The organism is Microbacterium lemovicicum (assembly GCF_003991875.1).
Classification (GTDB): Bacteria; Actinomycetota; Actinomycetes; order Actinomycetales; family Microbacteriaceae; genus Microbacterium; species Microbacterium lemovicicum.
Window position 1 is genome coordinate 1,788,314 of sequence record NZ_CP031423.1, and the last position, 17,898, is coordinate 1,806,211.

The 17,898-nt window shown below is 71.6% G+C and carries 17 protein-coding genes and 1 tRNA gene; 7 read left to right on the top strand and 11 right to left on the bottom strand.

Annotated features, from left to right (window positions below):
• Nucleotides 1-471 precede the first annotated feature (471 nt).
• Nucleotides 472-1,359, top strand: coding sequence for a DUF559 domain-containing protein (locus CVS47_RS08350; protein ID WP_127095673.1), 888 nt, complete (start codon nucleotides 472-474; stop codon nucleotides 1,357-1,359).
• 171 nt (nucleotides 1,360-1,530) lie between these two features.
• Here the strand turns inward: CVS47_RS08350 and CVS47_RS08355 are convergent, their stop codons facing one another.
• Nucleotides 1,531-2,574, bottom strand: coding sequence for a TerC family protein (locus tag CVS47_RS08355; RefSeq protein ID WP_127095674.1), 1,044 nt, complete (start codon nucleotides 2,572-2,574; stop codon nucleotides 1,531-1,533).
• Between the two features lie 271 nt (nucleotides 2,575-2,845).
• Between CVS47_RS08355 and CVS47_RS08360 the strand changes: the two genes are divergently transcribed.
• Nucleotides 2,846-3,412: an RNA polymerase sigma factor gene (locus CVS47_RS08360; protein WP_127095675.1), complete on the top strand. Its 567-nt coding sequence runs from the start codon at nucleotides 2,846-2,848 to the stop codon at nucleotides 3,410-3,412.
• Nucleotides 3,409-4,629: a DUF4349 domain-containing protein gene (locus tag CVS47_RS08365; protein ID WP_127095676.1), complete on the top strand. Its 1,221-nt coding sequence runs from the start codon at nucleotides 3,409-3,411 to the stop codon at nucleotides 4,627-4,629. Before CVS47_RS08360 ends, CVS47_RS08365 begins: the two co-directional genes overlap by 4 nt.
• Here the strand turns inward: CVS47_RS08365 and CVS47_RS08370 are convergent.
• The 4 genes from CVS47_RS08370 to CVS47_RS08385 all read right to left on the bottom strand — a co-directional run bounded on the left by CVS47_RS08370 (nucleotide 4,615) and on the right by CVS47_RS08385 (nucleotide 9,022).
• Nucleotides 4,615-5,262 (bottom strand): class F sortase, encoded by a 648-nt coding sequence (locus CVS47_RS08370; RefSeq protein WP_127095677.1) that lies wholly within the window; start codon nucleotides 5,260-5,262, stop codon nucleotides 4,615-4,617. The two genes, CVS47_RS08365 and CVS47_RS08370, sit on opposite strands and share 15 nt — an antisense overlap.
• Nucleotides 5,262-6,092 (bottom strand): DUF4397 domain-containing protein, encoded by an 831-nt coding sequence (locus CVS47_RS08375; protein ID WP_127095678.1) that lies wholly within the window; start codon nucleotides 6,090-6,092, stop codon nucleotides 5,262-5,264. Before CVS47_RS08375 ends, CVS47_RS08370 begins: the two co-directional genes overlap by 1 nt.
• A 28-nt stretch (nucleotides 6,093-6,120) precedes the next feature.
• Nucleotides 6,121-7,626, bottom strand: a complete 1,506-nt coding sequence (locus CVS47_RS08380; RefSeq protein WP_127095679.1) for a hypothetical protein — start codon at nucleotides 7,624-7,626, stop codon at nucleotides 6,121-6,123.
• A gap of 676 nt (nucleotides 7,627-8,302) precedes the next feature.
• Nucleotides 8,303-9,022 carry an NUDIX hydrolase gene (locus CVS47_RS08385; RefSeq protein WP_378790554.1) on the bottom strand — a complete coding sequence of 240 codons (720 nt, stop codon included), beginning with the start codon at nucleotides 9,020-9,022 and terminating at the stop codon, nucleotides 8,303-8,305.
• Between the two features lie 134 nt (nucleotides 9,023-9,156).
• Between CVS47_RS08385 and CVS47_RS08390 the strand changes: the two genes are divergently transcribed.
• From CVS47_RS08390 to CVS47_RS08400, 3 genes are read left to right on the top strand one after another with little or no spacing between them, the layout of a single operon-like run.
• A complete protein-coding gene (locus CVS47_RS08390; RefSeq protein ID WP_241240077.1) occupies nucleotides 9,157-9,936 on the top strand; it encodes a glycosyltransferase family 2 protein in 780 nt (259 codons plus the stop codon).
• Complete coding sequence (locus CVS47_RS08395) at nucleotides 9,933-10,760, top strand: endonuclease/exonuclease/phosphatase family protein (protein WP_127095681.1); 828 nt, start codon at nucleotides 9,933-9,935, stop codon at nucleotides 10,758-10,760. The genes CVS47_RS08390 and CVS47_RS08395 overlap by 4 nt, the downstream gene beginning before the upstream one ends.
• Nucleotides 10,757-11,377, top strand: a complete 621-nt coding sequence (locus tag CVS47_RS08400; protein WP_127095682.1) for a DUF2238 domain-containing protein — start codon at nucleotides 10,757-10,759, stop codon at nucleotides 11,375-11,377. The genes CVS47_RS08395 and CVS47_RS08400 overlap by 4 nt, the downstream gene beginning before the upstream one ends.
• Here the strand turns inward: CVS47_RS08400 and CVS47_RS08405 are convergent.
• From CVS47_RS08405 to CVS47_RS08420, 4 genes are all read right to left on the bottom strand, one after another.
• Nucleotides 11,361-13,061, bottom strand: coding sequence for an ABC1 kinase family protein (locus CVS47_RS08405; RefSeq protein WP_127095683.1), 1,701 nt, complete (start codon nucleotides 13,059-13,061; stop codon nucleotides 11,361-11,363). The two genes, CVS47_RS08400 and CVS47_RS08405, sit on opposite strands and share 17 nt — an antisense overlap.
• A 37-nt stretch (nucleotides 13,062-13,098) precedes the next feature.
• Entirely contained in the window at nucleotides 13,099-13,689 is a 591-nt protein-coding gene (locus tag CVS47_RS08410; RefSeq protein WP_127095684.1) for a PadR family transcriptional regulator, read from the bottom strand.
• 94 nt (nucleotides 13,690-13,783) lie between these two features.
• On the bottom strand, nucleotides 13,784-14,518 hold the full coding sequence (locus CVS47_RS08415; protein WP_127095685.1) for a sulfurtransferase: 735 nt from the start codon (nucleotides 14,516-14,518) through the stop codon (nucleotides 13,784-13,786).
• Nucleotides 14,519-14,595: 77 nt separating this feature from the next.
• Nucleotides 14,596-14,671 (bottom strand) — tRNA-Glu (locus tag CVS47_RS08420).
• A 109-nt stretch (nucleotides 14,672-14,780) separates the two neighbouring features.
• On the opposite strand from CVS47_RS08420, the gene CVS47_RS08425 reads away from it, so the two are divergent.
• Nucleotides 14,781-15,419: an MBL fold metallo-hydrolase gene (locus CVS47_RS08425; protein ID WP_127095686.1), complete on the top strand. Its 639-nt coding sequence runs from the start codon at nucleotides 14,781-14,783 to the stop codon at nucleotides 15,417-15,419.
• A gap of 65 nt (nucleotides 15,420-15,484) precedes the next feature.
• On the opposite strand, the gene CVS47_RS08430 is transcribed toward CVS47_RS08425, so the two are convergent.
• Both CVS47_RS08430 and CVS47_RS08435 read right to left on the bottom strand, forming a co-directional pair.
• The gene (locus CVS47_RS08430) at nucleotides 15,485-15,754 is read right to left on the bottom strand and encodes an HPr family phosphocarrier protein (RefSeq protein ID WP_127095687.1); all 270 of its coding nucleotides are present in this window, start codon (nucleotides 15,752-15,754) and stop codon (nucleotides 15,485-15,487) included.
• Nucleotides 15,755-15,781: 27 nt separating this feature from the next.
• Nucleotides 15,782-17,893: a PTS fructose transporter subunit IIABC gene (locus CVS47_RS08435; RefSeq protein ID WP_127095688.1), complete on the bottom strand. Its 2,112-nt coding sequence runs from the start codon at nucleotides 17,891-17,893 to the stop codon at nucleotides 15,782-15,784.
• Nucleotides 17,894-17,898: the final 5 nt, after the last annotated feature.

Here is a 17,898-nt window from a genome sequence, read left to right on the forward strand (position 1 = left end):
CCGCGAAAGAACTCCGCGACGAGGGAGGCCTGGAAACTAGGACTCGTCGCGGCCGCTAAGAAGAAGTCGGGCGATGTGCACCCGGTCACATTACCACCGTGTTACGCCGCGCCCGGGTCGTCACGCGCGGTGGAGCCGCGCGTTGCCCTCCCCGCGAAACGTCGCAACACGCCGTCGCCTCCGCGTTGCGCGCGGCGTGTTGCGACGTCTCGCCTGGGTTGTGACATCCGCGCGAGACCCGTGCGGCGAGGCGCGCGTTGCTTCGGCGTTCGGGCGTCTCCCGGCGGCCGCGCAGACGGCCGCGACCGTCGCTCGAGAAGTCGCAACACGCCGTCTGCGCGGCTTTCGGAACGGCGTGTTGCGACTTCTCGTTCTTGCGGAGGTTCCTCCACAGTCGCCGGGGAGATGAATCGATCCCTGAATGCGTGAGGTGAGCCTGGTGGCAGCTCGGCGACGCAGCAGGCTCGGGTCGTGACAGCACCCCGGCCGCTCCCCCGCGAGCTGGGAGGACGAGCCTTCAGCGTGTGGGAAGCGCGCCACCTCGGTGTCGCCTCGCAGAGGCTCCGACGACGGGATGTCGTCGCCCCGTTCTTCGGCGTGCGCGCGCCGAAGGACGGGGTGGTCGATCTGATCGACCTCTGCAGGGCCTACGCAGTTGTTGAGCGACGCGACTTCCTGTTCTCTCATGTGACGGCGGCGCGGCTGTGGGGCGTGCCGCTCCCCCGATTCCTCGAAGTCGACGCGCGCCTCCATGTGCTGCTGCCGGGCGGATCGAACCGCCCGCGAGCCGACGGCGTCGTCGGACACACCACGCTGATGACGGTGACAGCCGCGCGACTGCACGGGCTGCAGCTCACCGGTCCGGCGACCACCTGGTCGGCGCTCTCGAGCACACTGTCACTCGATGCGCTCGTCGTGGCCGGCGACCGGCTTCTGCACTGGCGGCAGCCGCTCTGTTCGGTGGACGACCTGCACGAAGCGGTGTGGGCTCTCTCCGGCCGCCGAGGAGCGCGCACCGCGAGAGCGGCCCTGGAGGAAATCCGCCCCCGTTCCCGATCTCCGCGCGAGACGCGGTGCCGACTGGCGCTGACCCGCGCCGGACTTCCCGAGCCGGAGCTGAACGCCTCCATCGAGATGGTCGGCGGCACGGTGATCTTCGGAGACCTGGTCTACCGTCGCGATCGGGTGCTCATCGAGTACGAAGGCACGCAGCACCGCACGGACGACGATCAGTGGTCGAGGGACCTGCGGCGCTACAACGCCCTGAGCCTCGCAGGCTGGAGGGTGGTGCGCGTGACGAACGCCATGAGCGACGGGGAGATCGTCGCCCTCGTGCGCCGGGCCTTCCAGCCTCGCTGACGAGCGCAGCCGATCAGGGCTCACCTTCGTCCCACGCGAGACGTCGCAACACGCCGTTCGAGCGAGGCAGCGCGCGGCGTGTTGCGACGTCTCGCGAAGAGGCGGGAGGTCAGACGGCGGCGACGGTAGCGCGACGGCGGCGCGCGGCGGCGGCGAGCGACGGGAGCCGCGTCAGATGGTGGGTGGGGTCCGCTTCTCCTCGGCGACGACGGATGCCGCGGCATCCGGTGTGGTAGCCGTGCGCGAGTCGCGCGACGAGGCCACCAGGCTTGCGATCGTCGCCACCGCCATCGAGGCCACGATCACGCCGAGGGAGACCCACGTGGAGATCTCCGGAGCCCACTCGATCGGCTCACCGCCGTTGACGAACGGGAGCTCGTTGACGTGCATGGCGTGCAGCACGAGCTTCACGCCGATGAAGGCGAGGATGAACGCGATGCCGTAGTGGAGGTAGCGCAGTCGGTCCAGCAGGTCGCCGAGGAGGAAGTACAGCTGGCGGAGGCCCATGAGGGCGAAGAGGTTCGCCGTGAACACGATGAACGGGCTCTCGGTGATGCCGAAGATCGCCGGGATGGAGTCGATCGCGAACAGCAGGTCGGTGACGCCGATCGCGGCGAAGACGATGATCATCGGCGTGAAGATCTTCTTGCCGTCGACGACGGTGCGCAGCTTCTTGCCGTCGTAGTGGTCGCTGATGTCGACCATCCGGCGGAGGGTGCGCACGATGAAGCTCTCGCGCTGCACGTCGTCGGAGTGGTCGTCGCCGGGGAAGGCCTGGCGGAACGCCGTCCACACCAGGAACGCGCCGAAGACGTAGAAGATCGGGCTGAAGTTCTCGATGACGGTCGCGCCGACCAGGATGAACGCGCCGCGCAGCACGAGGGCGATGATGATGCCGACCATCAGCACCTCCTGCTGAAAGCGGCGCGGCACGGCGAACTGGCTCATGATCAGCACGAAGACGAAGAGGTTGTCGATCGAGAGGCTGTACTCGGTCAGCCAGCCGGCCACGAACTGCCCGGCGTACTCCCCGCCGACGAACGCCCACATGATCCCCGCGAACACCAGTGCGAGGGTGACGTAGAAGATGACCCAGAGGGTCGACTCCTTCGTGGAGGGGATGTGGGGGCGCTTCAGGATCAGCAGCAGGTCGGCGGCGAGGATCAGCACGAGCACGACGAGCGAGCCGATCTCGAACCAGGCGGGAAGTTCCACAGCGGCTCACGGCCTTTCGAGGAGGGGATGACGGATGCCCGAAAGTCTCTCCCCGCGGCACCCGTCGAACCGGATGCGGCGTCGCGACCCGGGCGGCCGTCTGCGGCCTCCGTGATGACGGGCGCGCGATGACGGGATACTCCCTCTCGCGGGTCCAGGATACAGCCGCACGGGATCTGAGACGATCGGACCGGTGCCGACACTGGTGTGGTGAGAGACGAATGCGAGACAGTGGTCACCGCCCGGTGACCACCCCGATCGGACGGACGACATGACCGAGCAGCATCCGCGCGACGACGCCGCGCTCGTGGCCCTGGCCGCGGGCGGCAGCGAGCGTGCGTTCCGCTCCCTCTACCGCGCGTACGTCCGCCCGGTGTACTGGACGGCGCACGCCCTGGTCGGCGACCCCGCCGACGCGGAGGACGTGACCCAGGAGACCTTCCTGGTGGCGTGGCGGAAGCTGGGGGGCCTCGAGCTCGCCGGCGACTCGCTGCTCCCGTGGCTGGCGACCATCTGCCGGTTCCAGGCGGCCAACCGGGTACGACGCCGGCGACGCGACCGCGCCCACACCACCGCCCTGGTGGAGGATGCGCTGCCGGCGACGGTGGACGTGGCGCAGCAGGTCGTGGACGCGGAGACGACCGCGGCGATCCTGCGCGAGGTCGACGGGCTTGGAGACCTCGATCGGGAGATCTTCCGTCTGTGCGCCGCCGAGGGTTACGCCTACCAGGCCGCCGCCGACGAGCTCGGCGTCGGCCACGGCGTCGTGCGCAACCGTCTCTCCCGGATCCGCACGCGCGTGCGGACGGCGATGACCGAAACGGAGAGCACACCATGACCACTCCCACCCCGCCGTCCGCCCCCGGCGCGCTCCCCGTCCTCAGCGACGAGCGCGTCGACGCGATGGAGGACGCGCTCTTCGCCGACATCGCCGCCGAGCGCTCGACGTCGCAGCACCGCCGCGCGCGTCGCGGGCGTGTCTGGTGGGGGGCGGGTGCCGCGGCCGCCGTGGTGGTCGTCGCCGCCCTTATCGCCCCTGCCGTCGGCGGCATCGTCGCGCCGGTGCGTGAGGAGAGCGCGGTGGCTCCGGCATCCGGGTTCGATTCCGGGTCCGCCGGCTCCGACTCCGCCGGTTCCGGATCCGCCGGGAGCGTGGCGACGGACGGTGTGGCCCCCGAGGCCGCCGCTCCGGATGCCGCGCGGGGATCCGCAGGCGCCGAATCCTCCGCCGGCCTGTCCGGTCAGTCCGCGGTCGGCCAGGCGGGCGATGCCACGCGCGAGATCATCGCGTCGGGCTCGGCCACCGTCGTGGTCGACGACGTGCGGGCGGCGCTGCGCCAGGTCAGCGATGCGGCCGTGGCCGCCGGGGGCTTCGTCGAGTCGTCCACGCTCGGCCGGTCCGGTGCAGCCGTTCCCTACGAGGGCGGCATCGCCGACACCACGTACGCGCCGACGCCGACCGACGGCGGCTGGGTCACGGTGCGGGTGCCGTCCGACCAGCTCGCCGGCGTGATGGATCGGCTCGCGGACGTCGGGGAGGTCACCGAGTCCTCCACGAGCAGACAGGACGTCACGGACCAGTCGATCGACCTCGACGCCCGGATCGACGCCGCGCAGGCCTCCGTCGATCGCCTCACGGCCCTCATGGCCGAGGCGGGCAGCGTCGGCGACCTGATCGCGGCCGAGTCGGCGCTCTCCGAGCGTCAGGCCACCCTCGAGTCACTGCAGCAGCAGCTCCAATACCTCGACGCGCAGGTGGACATGTCCTCCCTGTCGGTGTCCGTCCTGCCACGCACGGTGGCGGTGGCCGCCGATCCCGCCGGCTTCGGCGACGGTCTGGCCGCCGGCTGGAACGGCCTGATCGCCGCGCTGAACGGACTGGTGGTCGCGCTCGGGTTCCTGATCCCCTGGGTGGTCGTGATCGCCGTCATCGGACTCGCCGTGTGGGGCGTCGTGAGGCTGATCCGGCGACGCCGCACCGACAGCGCCGGCGGCCCGGATCTCGCCGGCCGCGCGCCGGCCGGCGAGGACGCGTCGCGCTCAGTCGGCGAGTGACGCGAAGACGACGAGGTTGTCGGTGTAGTGCCCGATGGACGTGTCGAAGGCTCCCGCGCAGGTGATGAGCCGGAGCTCGGGGGTCGGCACGTTGCTGTAGACCGCGTCCGTCGGGAACTCCGACTTGGCCGACTGGGTCGTGCCCGTCACGATGAAGCGGTGCTCCGAGCCGTCCGCGGCCACCGTGAGCACCTCGTCACCCGGGGCGAGCTCGCCGATGCGCGCGAAGACGGCCGGCGCGGTGGGCGAGTCGACGTGCCCGGCGATGATGGCGGGGCCGATGTCTCCGGGCCGCACTCCCCCGGCGTACCAGCCGGCCAGGTCGTAGTCGACGGGCGCGGCGAGCCGGCCGTCCGCGTCGATGCCGAGATCCTCGAGCGCCGAGTCCACCCCGAGAGCGGGGATCACGACGCGCACGGGAATCTCCGCCGGGGCGAATGCCGCGGCATCCCGTTCCCGCGGATCCTGCAATCCTCCGGCGGCGAGGGGATTCGCCGACGCGGTCGGCGTCGGCGTGGAGACGGGCGCCGGCACGCTTCCGGCGGTCGAGGCGCAGCCGGCCGCCGTGAGCGCGATCGCGGCCGCGAGGACGACCGCGGCGAGGCGCGGTCGTCCTGCGGTCGGCGACGGCATCAGGAGAGCAGCGCGTGCAGACCGGCGCCGCCGACGCCTCGCGCCTGCGCGGAGGCGAGGAAGCCGCCGCCGGTCTGCACACCGCCGACCGGGGTCAGTCCCACATCGGCGCTGTCGAGGATCGGGACGATCGTCAGTCCGCCCTGCGCGTTGTCGAGCACGAAGAGCGTGGTGACGCTCCCGTCGGCGACGTTCACGTCGACGCGGTCGGTCTTGCCCCCCGCGGCGGTGAGGTCGAGAGTCCACGGACCGGCCGGCACCTCGGCATAGGTCGTCGCCGTACCCGACTTCGCTCCGGTCGCGACGGCGAGGCCGGTCGAGGTCTTGACGTCGACGCTCGGCGACAGCGTCGAGGCCTGCACGACGCGGATGCGCGCGTTGCCGGGGGTCGGCGTGGTGAGGTCGTCCTCGAAGGCACGCACCTGCAGCGCCGAGTTCGGTCCGTAGGCGGCGACGGTGGTGGCGTCGGCGGAGGCGACGGACACCGTCGCGGAGATGGCCACCTTGCTCCAGTCGCCGGAACCCGCCGAGATCATGCTGACGGTGTAGGTGCCCGCGGGCAGAACGCGGTAGTCGGACACGTCGCCGTAGCCCACGGAGTTCAACTCGAGCACGGGGTCGCCGCCGCTGATCGAGGCGACGCGCACGTCGACCTGCTTCGTGTCGGGCGAGAAGTGCCCGAGCCGGAGCCAGCCCGGCTGCTCGACCGCGGACGGGGCGGCTGCGGTGGAGGGCGAGGCCGCGGAGGCGGGCGCGGCGATGGAGACGGTGACAGCGAGAGCGGTGAGAGCGGCGACGATGCCCGCACGCACGATTCGGGTGGTGCTCATGTGCTTCTTCTTCCTGTGTTGTGGGCGGTCATTCGATCGTGGTGCCGATCGAGACGGGGTAGCGGAGGATGAGGTCTTCGCCGTCGGCGGCGACGAGGGACGGCGTGAAGGTGCCCCGGAATCCGTCGACGAGTGCGCGCGCGTCGGCCGTGGGCTGTCCGTCGGACACGAGGGCGACGCCGCCGAGGCTGCGCACGGCCACCGTGCGGATCACCCCGTCGGTCTCGCCGTCGACCAGCGGGAAGCCGCTGACCCGGACGTCGGCGGCGGACGCCATCGTCGCGAGGATGACGACGATGCGGTCATCGACTCGACCGGATGCCACGACTGCGCGCTCTGCGTCGGACATCCGGACCGCGGGGTTCGCCAGGAGCTCTCGGCCGACGCGCAGTCGCACGTCGGAGGCGTGCTGCTGGTCGGAGGCGGCGAGGACGGTGCCCTGGGGTGCGACGGCGCGGATGTCGGCGCCGTCGAAGGCGGCGACGGGAACGGACGAGTCCAGCGCCTGCTGCGCACCGACGCCCGGCTCGAGCTGGGCGCGGAGGGACTCGGTGTCGACGAGGTAGCCGATGGAGCGCCAGTCCGCATCGGCGGCCGCCGCGCTGGACGCGTCGACGATCCGCGCGGAGGCGATGCCGGCGAGGAACAGCTGCTCAGCGACGTCGCCGTCGACCAGCACGGTGGCGGAGGTGCCGAGGTTGTCGCGCAGCCAGGTCGTCACCGATGCCATCGTGGCGTCCTGCAGGGCCGTACCGGCGGGCTCCTCTGCTGCGGGTGCTTCTGCAGCCGGTGCCTCTGCCGCGGGAGGAGCGACGGCGGAATCAGCCGGGCGGGCGGTGGAGAGCGAGAGCACGAGACCGCCGGCCAGCAGCACCACGAGGACGGCGAGGGGCGCGAGGCTCACCAGGAGGGCGCGTTCGCGGACCCACGCACCGACGCGCTGCGTCGTCGAGGGCTCGGGCGCCTTCTGGGCCGGGAACGGCGCTGCGACCGGAGCAGCGGCGGCGGCCGCCCGCGCGGTCTTCGACGTGGCGACGTAGGCCGGCTTCGTGATGGGCGGGGTGGTGCGCGGGGCGGGCAGTCCGCTCGTCGGCCGCGGCGGGGGCGTGCTGACCGGTGCCCGTCCGAGTGACGCGGGCTGCCTCCAGTCCGTCGATGCCGCGGCAGTGGCCGACGTGGGCCTCGGCGCCGTCTTCTTCTCCCCCGCAGGCTTCTTGTCCCCCGAAGGCTTCTTCGCCGCGGTGGGCTTCTTCGCCGAGGCAGGCTTGTCCGCCGAGGCAGGCTTGTTCGCCGGTGCGGGCCGATTCGAGTCGGCTCCGTTCAGCGTGACGGGAGCCTGAGGGTCGGTCACCGGCTTCGGCGATCCGACGCCGGCCTCCGGCGCGATTCCGGGACTCTGCGGGGCGATCGCCGGCCTGTCGGCACGTCCGGGAGTCTTCGCATCGGCCGGTTTCTGCACGCCCGCGGGCCTGCTGGCCGTCGCGGGCTTCTTCCCCGCGGCAGGCTTCTGCGCCGCGGGAGGCTTCTTTCCCACGGGAGGCTTCTTCCCCACCGCAGGCTTCTTGGAGGTGGTCGGCTTCTTCGAGCCGAGCGGGGTCCGCGCGCCGGTCGGCTTCGTCGTGCCGTCCTGAGCAGCGGTGGGGGTTGCGGCGCCGGCGCCCCCCGGTGTCGTCGCCGCAGAACCGAGACCGCCGGCATCCGTCGTCGACGCGCGGTCCGCGCTGCTCGCGGGGCGCTTCCCACCCTTCGACGTCGCGCGCGGCGTGGGGCGGGCGGGCTTCTTCGACGGCCGCACGCCGGGCGGCGTGGTGGCCGGCCGGGACGCGCCAGGGTCCGGCCGCGGAGTCATGACTGCACTCCGCGGTGTCGGTTCCTGCGTCGGGGGGTCAGGACGCGGGTCATACGCGCTATTCGTCGCTCTCTCCCTATCGGATGGGGGGTGCGACGGGATCGACGGTCAGCGCTTCCCCGCGCCGCCCTCCCCCAGTGCCTCCCCTTGGCGACTCGAGGCTATACCCGGAGCGACACCTGCGGGGTCGGAAACGTGCTCGGGATCGGTCGCGCCCCCCGGAGCGACACCTGCGGGGTCGGACGCGGCTCGAGATCGGTCGCGCCGCCCGGTTCCTGCGTCCCCCTGTCGACGTGCATGCCGGAAAGCTACTCCGCGCCGCCGCCGGGCGACAAGGGCGCCGGTGCGCAGCCGGCTCGTGTCACGGCAGCGGCAGAGGCAGGACGCGCTCCCGGTCCCAGGGCTCCGTCCAGCCGAGACGATCGAACAGGGCGTCGAGGATCAACCCGGTGAAGCCCCACACGATGTGCCGGCCCACGGGGGTCCGCACCGTGAAGCCCGGGCCGCGGAACACCTCTCCCCCGCGCCGCAGCACGGTCACGCCGCGATGCGCGGGATCGAGGAGGTCGGCGACGGGCACCCGGAACACGTCGGCCGACTCGGCCGTGTCGACCACGCGGACGGGGGATGGATGCCGCCACCAGGCCAGCACGGGGGTGACGAGGTGCCGGGAGTACTCGAGGGGCAGTGCGGCGAGCGGGCCGAGGATCTCGACGCCGGAGGGATCCAGCCCGGTCTCCTCGACGGCCTCGCGCAGAGCGGCGGCGACGGCGTCGTCGTCTTCGGGATCGACGCGACCGCCCGGGAAGGCGACCTGCCCGGGATGCGCGCGCAGCGTGTCCGCCCGGGCGAGCAGCAGCACGTCGAGGTCGCTCGACACGGCGCTCGCCTGCGCGTCGTGGTCGGCGGGCAGCCCGTCGAGCACCCCGAAGAGGATCAGGACGGCGGCGGGGCGGGCCTCCGGAGGCTCGGGGAGCGCCTCGAAGACGCCCAGACGAGGACCGGGGTCATCGGATGCCGCGACATCGGCCAGCTCCCTCAGCTGCGCCCGTGCGCTGGAGGCGGAGGAGAGATCGGTCACCCCGTCAGGCTACGCCGCTCCGGCGACACGGCCCGCGCGCCCTGCGCGTATCGATCCGGTCGTCCGGTGTCAACGGCCCCGGCCCCTCCGCGGCCCGCGGCTACGGTGGCCGGACCCGAACCTGGAGGAGCGACGTGCCCGACGACGTCCCCCGATCGACCGTGTCGGTGGTGATCCCCGTCAAGGACGACGCCGACGACCTGCGCCGCTGCCTGCGCGCGCTGGCGCTGCAGTCGCGCCTTCCCGACGAGATCGTGGTGGTCGACAACGGCTCGACAGACGGCTCGGCCCAGACCGCACGCGACGCCGGGGCACGGGTGGTGCCGTGCGGCACGCCCGGCATCCCCGCGGCCAGCGCGACCGGCTACGATGCCGCGACCGGCGACCTGATCCTGCGACTGGACGCGGACTGCACGCCGGCGCGCACGTGGGTGGAGTCGGTCGAGCGCACCTTCGCCGAGCGCCCCGATGTGGGCGCCGTCACCGGCGGCGCCCGCTTCACCGACGGCCCGCGGCCCCTGCGGCGTCCGTTGGCGGCGGTGTACCTCACGTCCTACGCCGCATCGACCGCTCCCGCCCTCGGCCACCGGCCCCTGTTCGGATCGAACCTCGCGCTGCGCCGGAGCGCGTGGCGCAGCATCCGCTCGCAGGTCCACCGATCCGATCCCGGAGTGCACGACGACCTCGACCTCGCCTTCCACATCGGCGAGCGGTACGCGATCGGGTATCTGCGGGACTCGCCGATGGGGATCTCGATGCGGCCGTTCACGCAGCCGCGGGGCTTCGCGAAGCGGATCGATCGCGGGTTCCGCACGGTCGTCCGCCACTGGCCCGCCGACTTCCCGCCCATCCGCTGGACCAGGAGAGCACTGCGTCTCGCCCGGCAGACCCCCCCGAGGCGGCCGCGGCGATGAGCCGAGGCCCTCTCGTCGGAGCCGTTCCCGCACCCGCCCTGCATGTGATGACGCTCAACGTCCGGCGACGCATCACCCCCACCCGACGCGTCGACGACTGGGCCCGGCGTGCGCCGCTGCTCGGGCGGATGCTGCGGCACGAGCTCCCCGCCGTCATCGGGGTGCAGGAGGCGCTCCCCGACCAGGCGTCGTCCCTCGGCGACGCGCTCGGCGAGGGCTACCGTCGCGTCGGACGGGGGCGGGGCCGGGACGGTCGCGGCGAGGGCTGCCCCGTCTTCTTCGACACCGGGCGCCTCGAACTCCTGTCGTGGACGCAGTCCGCCCTCTCGGACACGCCCGACGAGCCGGGATCGATGTCGTGGGGCAACCTCCTGCCGAGGACCGTCGTCGACGTCCTGCTGCGCGACAGGGCGACGGGTCGGGACCTCCGCGTGCTGAACACCCACCTCGATCCGTTCTCCGCGCGCTCCCGCGTGCGGTCGGCCGAGCACCTCCGGCGCCTCGCCGCCGACACCGCCACCGCCGCCGTCGTGCTCGGCGACATGAACAGCCTTCCGGCCTCTCCGGTCGCCGCCGAGCTGTACGCGGAGGGGATGCTGCGCGACGCGTGGGAGGCGGCCGACGAGCGTCTCACGCCCGCCTGGGACACGTTCGGCGGGTATCGGCCGCCCCGCGCGCGGGGACGCCGCATCGACTGGATCGCCGTCACCCGCGACATCGCCGTCGAGCGCGTCGGCGTGAACGCGGCGTCGGTGGAAGGCCTCTGGCCCTCCGATCATCTTCCCGTCCAGGCCGTCGTGCGACTGACGGAGGTGCCCGCATGATCGAGGAGTTCCTGCGCCGCCCGCACGGACCCGGCGCGTGGAGCGCGGATGGCCTGCGGGTGCTCGGACTCGTCAGCGTCGTCGTGGCCGCGATCGGCTTCAGCTGGACGGATGCCGGGATCCTCGCCTTCGCGCTGCCGGCGCTGCTCATCCCGCGCTTCGTCGGCGCGCGGCCCGCCTTCGACATCGTCTTCTGCGTGTGCGTGCTCATCGCCGCCTGGAGCAACGTCCTGGACCTCTACACCTCGATCTGGTGGTGGGACATCGCCGTCCACTTCGTGGCGACGGGGGTCATCGCCGCGATGGTGTTCGTCCTCTTCGGCTGGTGGGGCGTGCTGCCTCGCTCGATCGACGCCTCACAGCGGCCGCGCTCGGCCCTCGTCCTGGTCCCCGTCATCGGTCTCGCGCTCAGCGCGGTGTGGGAGATGGTCGAGTGGGCCGGGTTCACCTGGATCAGCGACCAGATCTACGTCGCGTACGACGACACGATCGGCGACATGGCCGTCGGCGGACTGGGCTCCGCGATCGCCGGGCTGGTGGTCGCCCGCGTGCGCCTCGAACGGCGACGCGCCGCCGAGGCCGAGTCGCCGCGAGAGGGTCTCAGCGGCGACCGCTGAGGATGCCGCCGAACAGCACGTGCAGCAGGGGCAGCACCGAGACGCCCATCAGCACGGAGCCGAAGACGAGATCGTCGGGTCGCAGCACCGCGCCGCCGATGAGGAGCGCCGCGAAGATCACCCCCGACAGGATGCGACGCCCGAGCCGGTCCAGAGCCGCCACCCGGCGGTCGAGTCCCGGCGTCTGCACGGCGATGCGGCCGTCCTCCACGCGCAGCATGAAGGCGTCGAGCCGCTTCGGGAGCCGGGCCGCGACCTGGAGCGTCGACAGCGCCTCCTTCGCGAACGCCTGCACGACGTTGCCGCTCTCCTCGCGTATGAGGCGGTTCGCGTAGGGCTCGACGGCGTCCCAGATGTTGAACTTCGGATCCAGCGTGCTCGACATGCCCGACGTCAGCGACATCGCGCGGATGATCAGCAGGAAGTTCTCCGGCAGCTGGAACGGCAGCGACCGTACGATGTCGCCGAACTCGATCGCGAACGCACGGAACTCGCGCGGATCGACCTCCTGCAGCTCCGCGAATCCCATCCCGCCGAAGCGGGCGAAGAGCTGCGTCATCGCCCTCTCCAGCTCAGCCGTGTCGGCGTTCGGGAGCAGCACGCCGACATCGCGGATGCCGTCGACGAGACCCTTGCCGTCACGGGATGCTGCGGCGATGAGCAGCCGGCGGAGTCCTCGTCGGAGCCCTTCGGGCACCTCCCCCATCATCCCGAAGTCGATGAAGGTGAATCGCCAGGTGCGGGCCGCGGCATCCGTCCCCGCTCTCTCCTCGACGGGGATCGGCGTGATGAAGACGTTGCCGGGGTGCGGGTCGGCGTGGAAGAAGCCGTCCGCGAAGAGCTGGTCGAACATCACCGCGGCGAACTCCTGGGCCACGACCGCGGGCTCGATTCCCGCCGCGCGCAGTCCGTCGGTGTCGCTGATCTTGATAGCGGTGACGTCCTGGAGGGTGAGGACGCGGCGGGTGGTCCGCTCCCAGACGACCTCCGGGACGGCGACCCGGGTATCGTCGCTGAACATCGCGGCGAAGCGCTCCGAGTTCGCCCCCTCCTGCAGGTAGTCGATCTCCTCCAGGCTCGTGACGGCGAACTCCTCGACGAGCGAGAACATGTCGACGCGGTCCGACACGAGCCGCACGCGGCTGAGCCAGCCCGCGACCTTCCGCAGGGCGCGCAGGTCGACCTCGACGATCTGGTCGATCCCCGGGCGCTGCACCTTCAGCACGACGTCGCGGAGACCGGACTGCGCCGCATCGGCGTCGGAGAGACGGGCGCGATGCGCCTGACCCAGTGATGCCGCGGCGAGAGGGACCTCGTCGACGAAGGAGAAGGCCACCTCGAGCGGCACGCCGAGCTCGCGCGACGCGAGCTCGCGGATGGCGGAGAACTCCACCGCCGGCACCTCGTCCTGCAGCCCCTCCAGCTCCTTGGTGATCTCGGGGGGCAGCACGTCCAGCCGCGAGGACATGTACTGCCCCACCTTGATCATCAGACCGCCGAGCTCGACCGCGAGACCATGGAAGTTGCGAGCGATCCGCAGCAGCCGCGCGGTGCGGTTGCGCGCCGACAGGCGGCTGAGGCCGAACCGCGGCAGCGTGAGCTCGAACCACCACGCCTCGACGAGGTAGCGCGCCGCGAAGCGCAGGATCCTGCGGTAGCGCGCGCGCATCTCGCGGTCGGTCATCGGTTCTCCAGATCGCCGGCGACCGGCGGGGTCGCGGTCAATCCTGGGCGAGGATCGAGAAGATCTTACGACGGGCCTCATCCAGCACGTCGACGGCCTTCTTGATCTGCTCGGGGTTGCCCGAGCGGCTCACCTGAGCCACGGCCTGCGCGAGGTCGATGCCCGCCTTCGGGAGGCCACCCGTGCGTCCGCCGTCGCGTCCGCCGGTCTGCGTCCACGGGGCGGAGCGGTCGCTCTCGGCGCCGGCCACGGCGCGGCCCTCGTCGGTCAGGGAGTACGTCTTGCGACCGTCGGACTCGGTCGCGCTCACGAGACCCTCGTCGGTCAGGAGCTGGAGCGTCGGGTACACCGAGCCGGGGCTCGGCTTCCAGGAGCCGCCGCTGCGCTCCTCGATCTCGCGGATGATCTGGTAGCCGTGCATCGGCTTCTCGGCGAGGAGGGCGAGCACCGAGGTGCGGACATCGCCGCGGTTGACGCGGGTGCTGCTGCCGCCGGTGCCGCCGACCTTCTGCTCGAACTGGCCGCGCAGCTGCTCGACCGCTTCGAGGATGTTGTTCATCGGCCAGCCCGGGGACCCGGCGCTGCCGCCGCGTCCGGGGAATCCGTCGCCGAGGAATGAGTTGCTCATGGTCATCTCCTTCTGTGCCGGCCTGGTGGTCAGCGATACATAACGATATATCGTCCAACCTGTGACGGTGCCGGGAAAGACAGCGATTTTCGGCTTATCGACGTCGTGGCGACAGATCGGGCGACACGGCTTCGCGACCGTCGAAGACGAAGCAGTCCCCGTCCCAGTGCTCGCCGCCGACCTTCTCGAACCAGCCGAGGATGCCGCCGTCGAGCTGGTACGCCTCGACGCCCAGGTCGCGCAGGTGCAGGGCGGCCTTCTCGCAGCGGATCCCGCCGGTGCAGTAGCTCACCACCGTCTTGCCGGAGAGATCGGCGAGGGCGGTGGCCGCGGCATCCGGGAACTGGGTGAACCTCTCGATGCGCCAGTCGAGGGCATCGCGGAATGCGCCGTAGTCGACCTCGAACGCATTCCGGGTGTCGAGCATGACGACCTCGCGACCGGCGTCGTCCGTGCCGCGGTCGAGCCACGTGCGCAGCGTCACCGGGTCGACCGCCGGCGCGCGACGGTCCGCGGGCGACACCTCGGGGCGATCCATGCGGATGATCTCGCGCTTGACCCTCACCCGCATCCGCCCGAACGGCTGCTCCTCGGACCAGCTCTCCTTCGCGCGGAGGCCCGCCAGACGGGGGTCGGCGGTCATCTGCGCAAGGAGCCCGCGCACCGCATCCTCCGCGCCGGCGAGGAACACGTTGACGCCCTCCCCCGCGACGATGATCGTGCCCTTCACTCCCGCGGCGTCCGCATCGCTCTGAAGACGATCGCGCAGCGCCGCCGGCTCATCGATGGGCGTGAAGAGATACGCCGAGACGTTCAGGACGGATGCCACGCCTCCAGCCTACGGAGGCCGCGCTGCCGCCTGCGTCCGGAAACCAGAAAACCCCCGGCATGACCGGGGGTTTTCGTTGGTGACCCCAGCGGGATTCGAACCCGCGTTACCGCCGTGAGAGGGCGGCGTACTAGGCCGCTATACGATGGGGCCGTATCGCGACAACCGTTCGATTATGCCATGCCGGCGACGCGTCGGCCAAATCGGGCGGCCGTCGGGCCGGGGCCTTGCTCCTCGGGCCGCCCGAGGGTTGACTCCCCTCATGCGAGTCACCAAATACGAGCACGCCACCCTGCGTGCGGACGAAGCCGGCAAGACCCTCCTCATCGATCCGGGCGTGTTCACCAGCCCGCTGGACGATCTCGGCGGGCTCGTCGCGATCGTGCTCACGCACGAGCACCCCGATCACTGGACGCCCGACCAGCTGGACCGCATCCTCAAGGCTGCGCCCGGCACCCCCATCTACGGACCGCAGGGCGTCGCGGCCGCGGCCGCCGGCTACGACATCACCGTCGTGAACCCCGGCGACACCGTCACCGTCGAGCCCTTCACGCTGCGGTTCTTCGGCGGCAGACACGAGATCATCCACTCTTCGATGCCTACCATGGACAACGTGGGCGTGCTCGTCAACGACGCGTTGTACTACCCCGGAGACTCCTACAGCGTGCCCAAGGGCGTCGACGTGACGCTGCTCGCCGCTCCGATCGGCGCTCCGTGGCTGAAGATCGGCGAAGCGATGGACTTCGTGCTCGCCGTGAAGCCGAAGCGCGCCTTCGGGACGCACGACATGACCCTGTCGGTGGCCGGTCGCGACATGCACCGCGCGCGCCTGTCCTGGGCGACCGAGCAGAACGGCGGCACGTTCCTCGCGCTGGAACCCGGCGACTCCGACGACATCTGAGCACGAACGGGAACAGGATGCCGCGACCTCGGGTCGCGGCATCCTGTTCTCTGTTCGCGGGTGACCTACTCGGCGTCGAGGTCGGTCTCCAGCAGGGTGACGAGCTCGTCGAGCGCCTGATCGGCACCCTCGCCGTCCGCCTTCAAGGTGACGACCGTGCCGTGTGCGGCTCCCAGCCCCATCAGCGACAGGATGCTGCCGGCGTTGAGGTCGGCGCCGCCGTCGACGGCGATGGTCACGGGGATCTTCTTCTCCTGCACCGCCTGCACGAAGAGCTTCGCGGGGCGGGCGTGCAGCCCCGAGCTGCTGGCGATGGTGGCCTGGCGTTCTGCCATGTCGTTCTCCTCGATCGGTACGGTGTGTCAGGCCATCGCGGGCTGCGAGGCATCGGTGGCCGAGGCCTCCGCGGACGCCAGCTCCTTCGGAGCGACGAACTTCTTCAATCCCACCACGACGAGAGCGGTGACGACCACTCCCGCGACGAGTGCGACCAGGAATCCCCAGATGGGCGAGATCGCGAAGAAGACGAAGATGCCGCCGTGCGGCGCCCGCGACTCGACGGCGAAGGCCATCGTGAGGGCACCGGTGACGGCGCCGCCCAGGAGGTTGGCCGGGATGACGCGCAGCGGATCGGCGGCGGCGAACGGGATCGCACCCTCCGAGATGAAGGAGGCGCCCAGCAGCCAGGCGGCGACGCCGTTCTCGCGCTCCACCGCTGTGAACCCCTTGCGGTACAGGACGGTCGAGGCGAGCGCCATGCCGAGCGGCGGCACCATTCCGGCGGCCATGACGGTCGCCATGATCTGCAGGTTGCCGGTGGTGGCCGAGGCGCCGAGGCCGGCGACGGCGAACGAGTACGCGACCTTGTTGATCGGACCGCCGAGGTCGAAGCACATCATCAGGCCGAGCACGATGCCCAGGAGCACCGCGGCGCTGCCGGTCATGCCGGTCAGGGCGTTGTTGAGCCCGATCGTGAGGGCGGCGATGGGTCCGCCCAGGATGAGGATCATCAGACCCGACGCGATGATCGACGCGCCGAGGGGGATGATCACGACCGGCATCAGACCGCGCAGCCAGCGGGGCACCGCGGGCTTGCCGATGAGCTTGGCCGCGTAGCCTGCGAGCAGACCGCCGACGATGCCGCCGATGAAGCCGGCGCCGAGGTAGCCGGAGACGGCGCCCACGACGAATCCGGGCGCGATGCCCGGGCGGTCGGCGATCGCGAAGGCGATGTAGCCGGCGAGGGCGGGGACGAGGAAGCCGAGGCTCAGCTGGCCGATCTTGACTGCGGCCGCACCGAGGTAGAACGACAGGCCCTGCGGCGGCAGGTCGAACAGGTTGTAGTTCGCGAGCGCCCAGTCGTTGTAGGCGGCGCCGTCGGTGCCGTCACCGGGCAGGACGATCTGGTAGCCGTCGATGCCCGAGCCGATGCCGGCCAGCAGGAAGCCGATGGCGATGAGCAGACCGCCGCCGGCGACGAAGGGGATCATGTAGCTGACGCCGGTCAGGAGGATGCGCTGGATGTTCGCGCCCCACGACAGGTTCTTCGCGGCGGCGGCGCCGGACGCGGCCCCGCCCGCCGCCGTGGCGACGCGGGCACCGCGCGGGTTCTTCGCCTCGGCGACGGCCTCGGCGATGAGCTGCGCGGGCTGCTCGATGCCGCGCTTGACGCCGGAGCGCACGACGGGCTTGCCGGCGAAGCGGTTCTGCTCGCGCACGTCGACGTCGTTGGCGAAGATGACCGCGTCGGCGTCGTCGATGATGCGCTGGTCGATCGCCTGGTAGCCGCTGGAGCCCTGGGGCTCGACGACGAGGTCGATGCCGGCCTTCTTGCCTGCGGCGGTGAGCGCGTCGGCGGCCATGAACGTGTGGGCGATGCCGGTGGCGCAGGACGTGACAGCGACGATGCGCACGGGACGCCCGTCGATGGAGAGGGCGTCGGATGCTGCGGCCGCGGGCGCGGCGGCGGCCGTCGTGGACGCGGCGGCAGCGGGAGCGGCGACCGGGGCGGACGAGGCGTCGCCCTCGCCGATCGCGGTGCGGACGATCGCGACGACCTCGTCGGCGGTCGTGGCCGCACGCAGACCCGCGGTGAAGTCGTCCTGCATGAGGCTGCGTGCGAGCTTGGACAGCACCGCGAGGTGGGCCTCGGCGGCGCCGTCGGGCGCGGCGATGAGGAACACCAGGTCGGCAGGGCCGTCCGGTGCGCCGAAGTCGACGCCGGGGGTCAGGCGCGCGAAGGCGAGGGAGGGCTCCGTGACCGCCGCGCTCTTGGCATGCGGGATGGCGATGCCGCCGGGCAGGCCGGTCTCGTCCTTCTGCTCGCGCGCCCACGCGTCGGCGTACAGCGCGGCGCCGTCGGTGGCGCGTCCCTGTGCGACGACACGGTCGGCGAGGGCGCGGATCACCGCCGACTTGTCGGCACCGAGTCCGGTGTCGAGCGACACCAGCTCCGCAGTGATGGTCTGGGACATGTTGT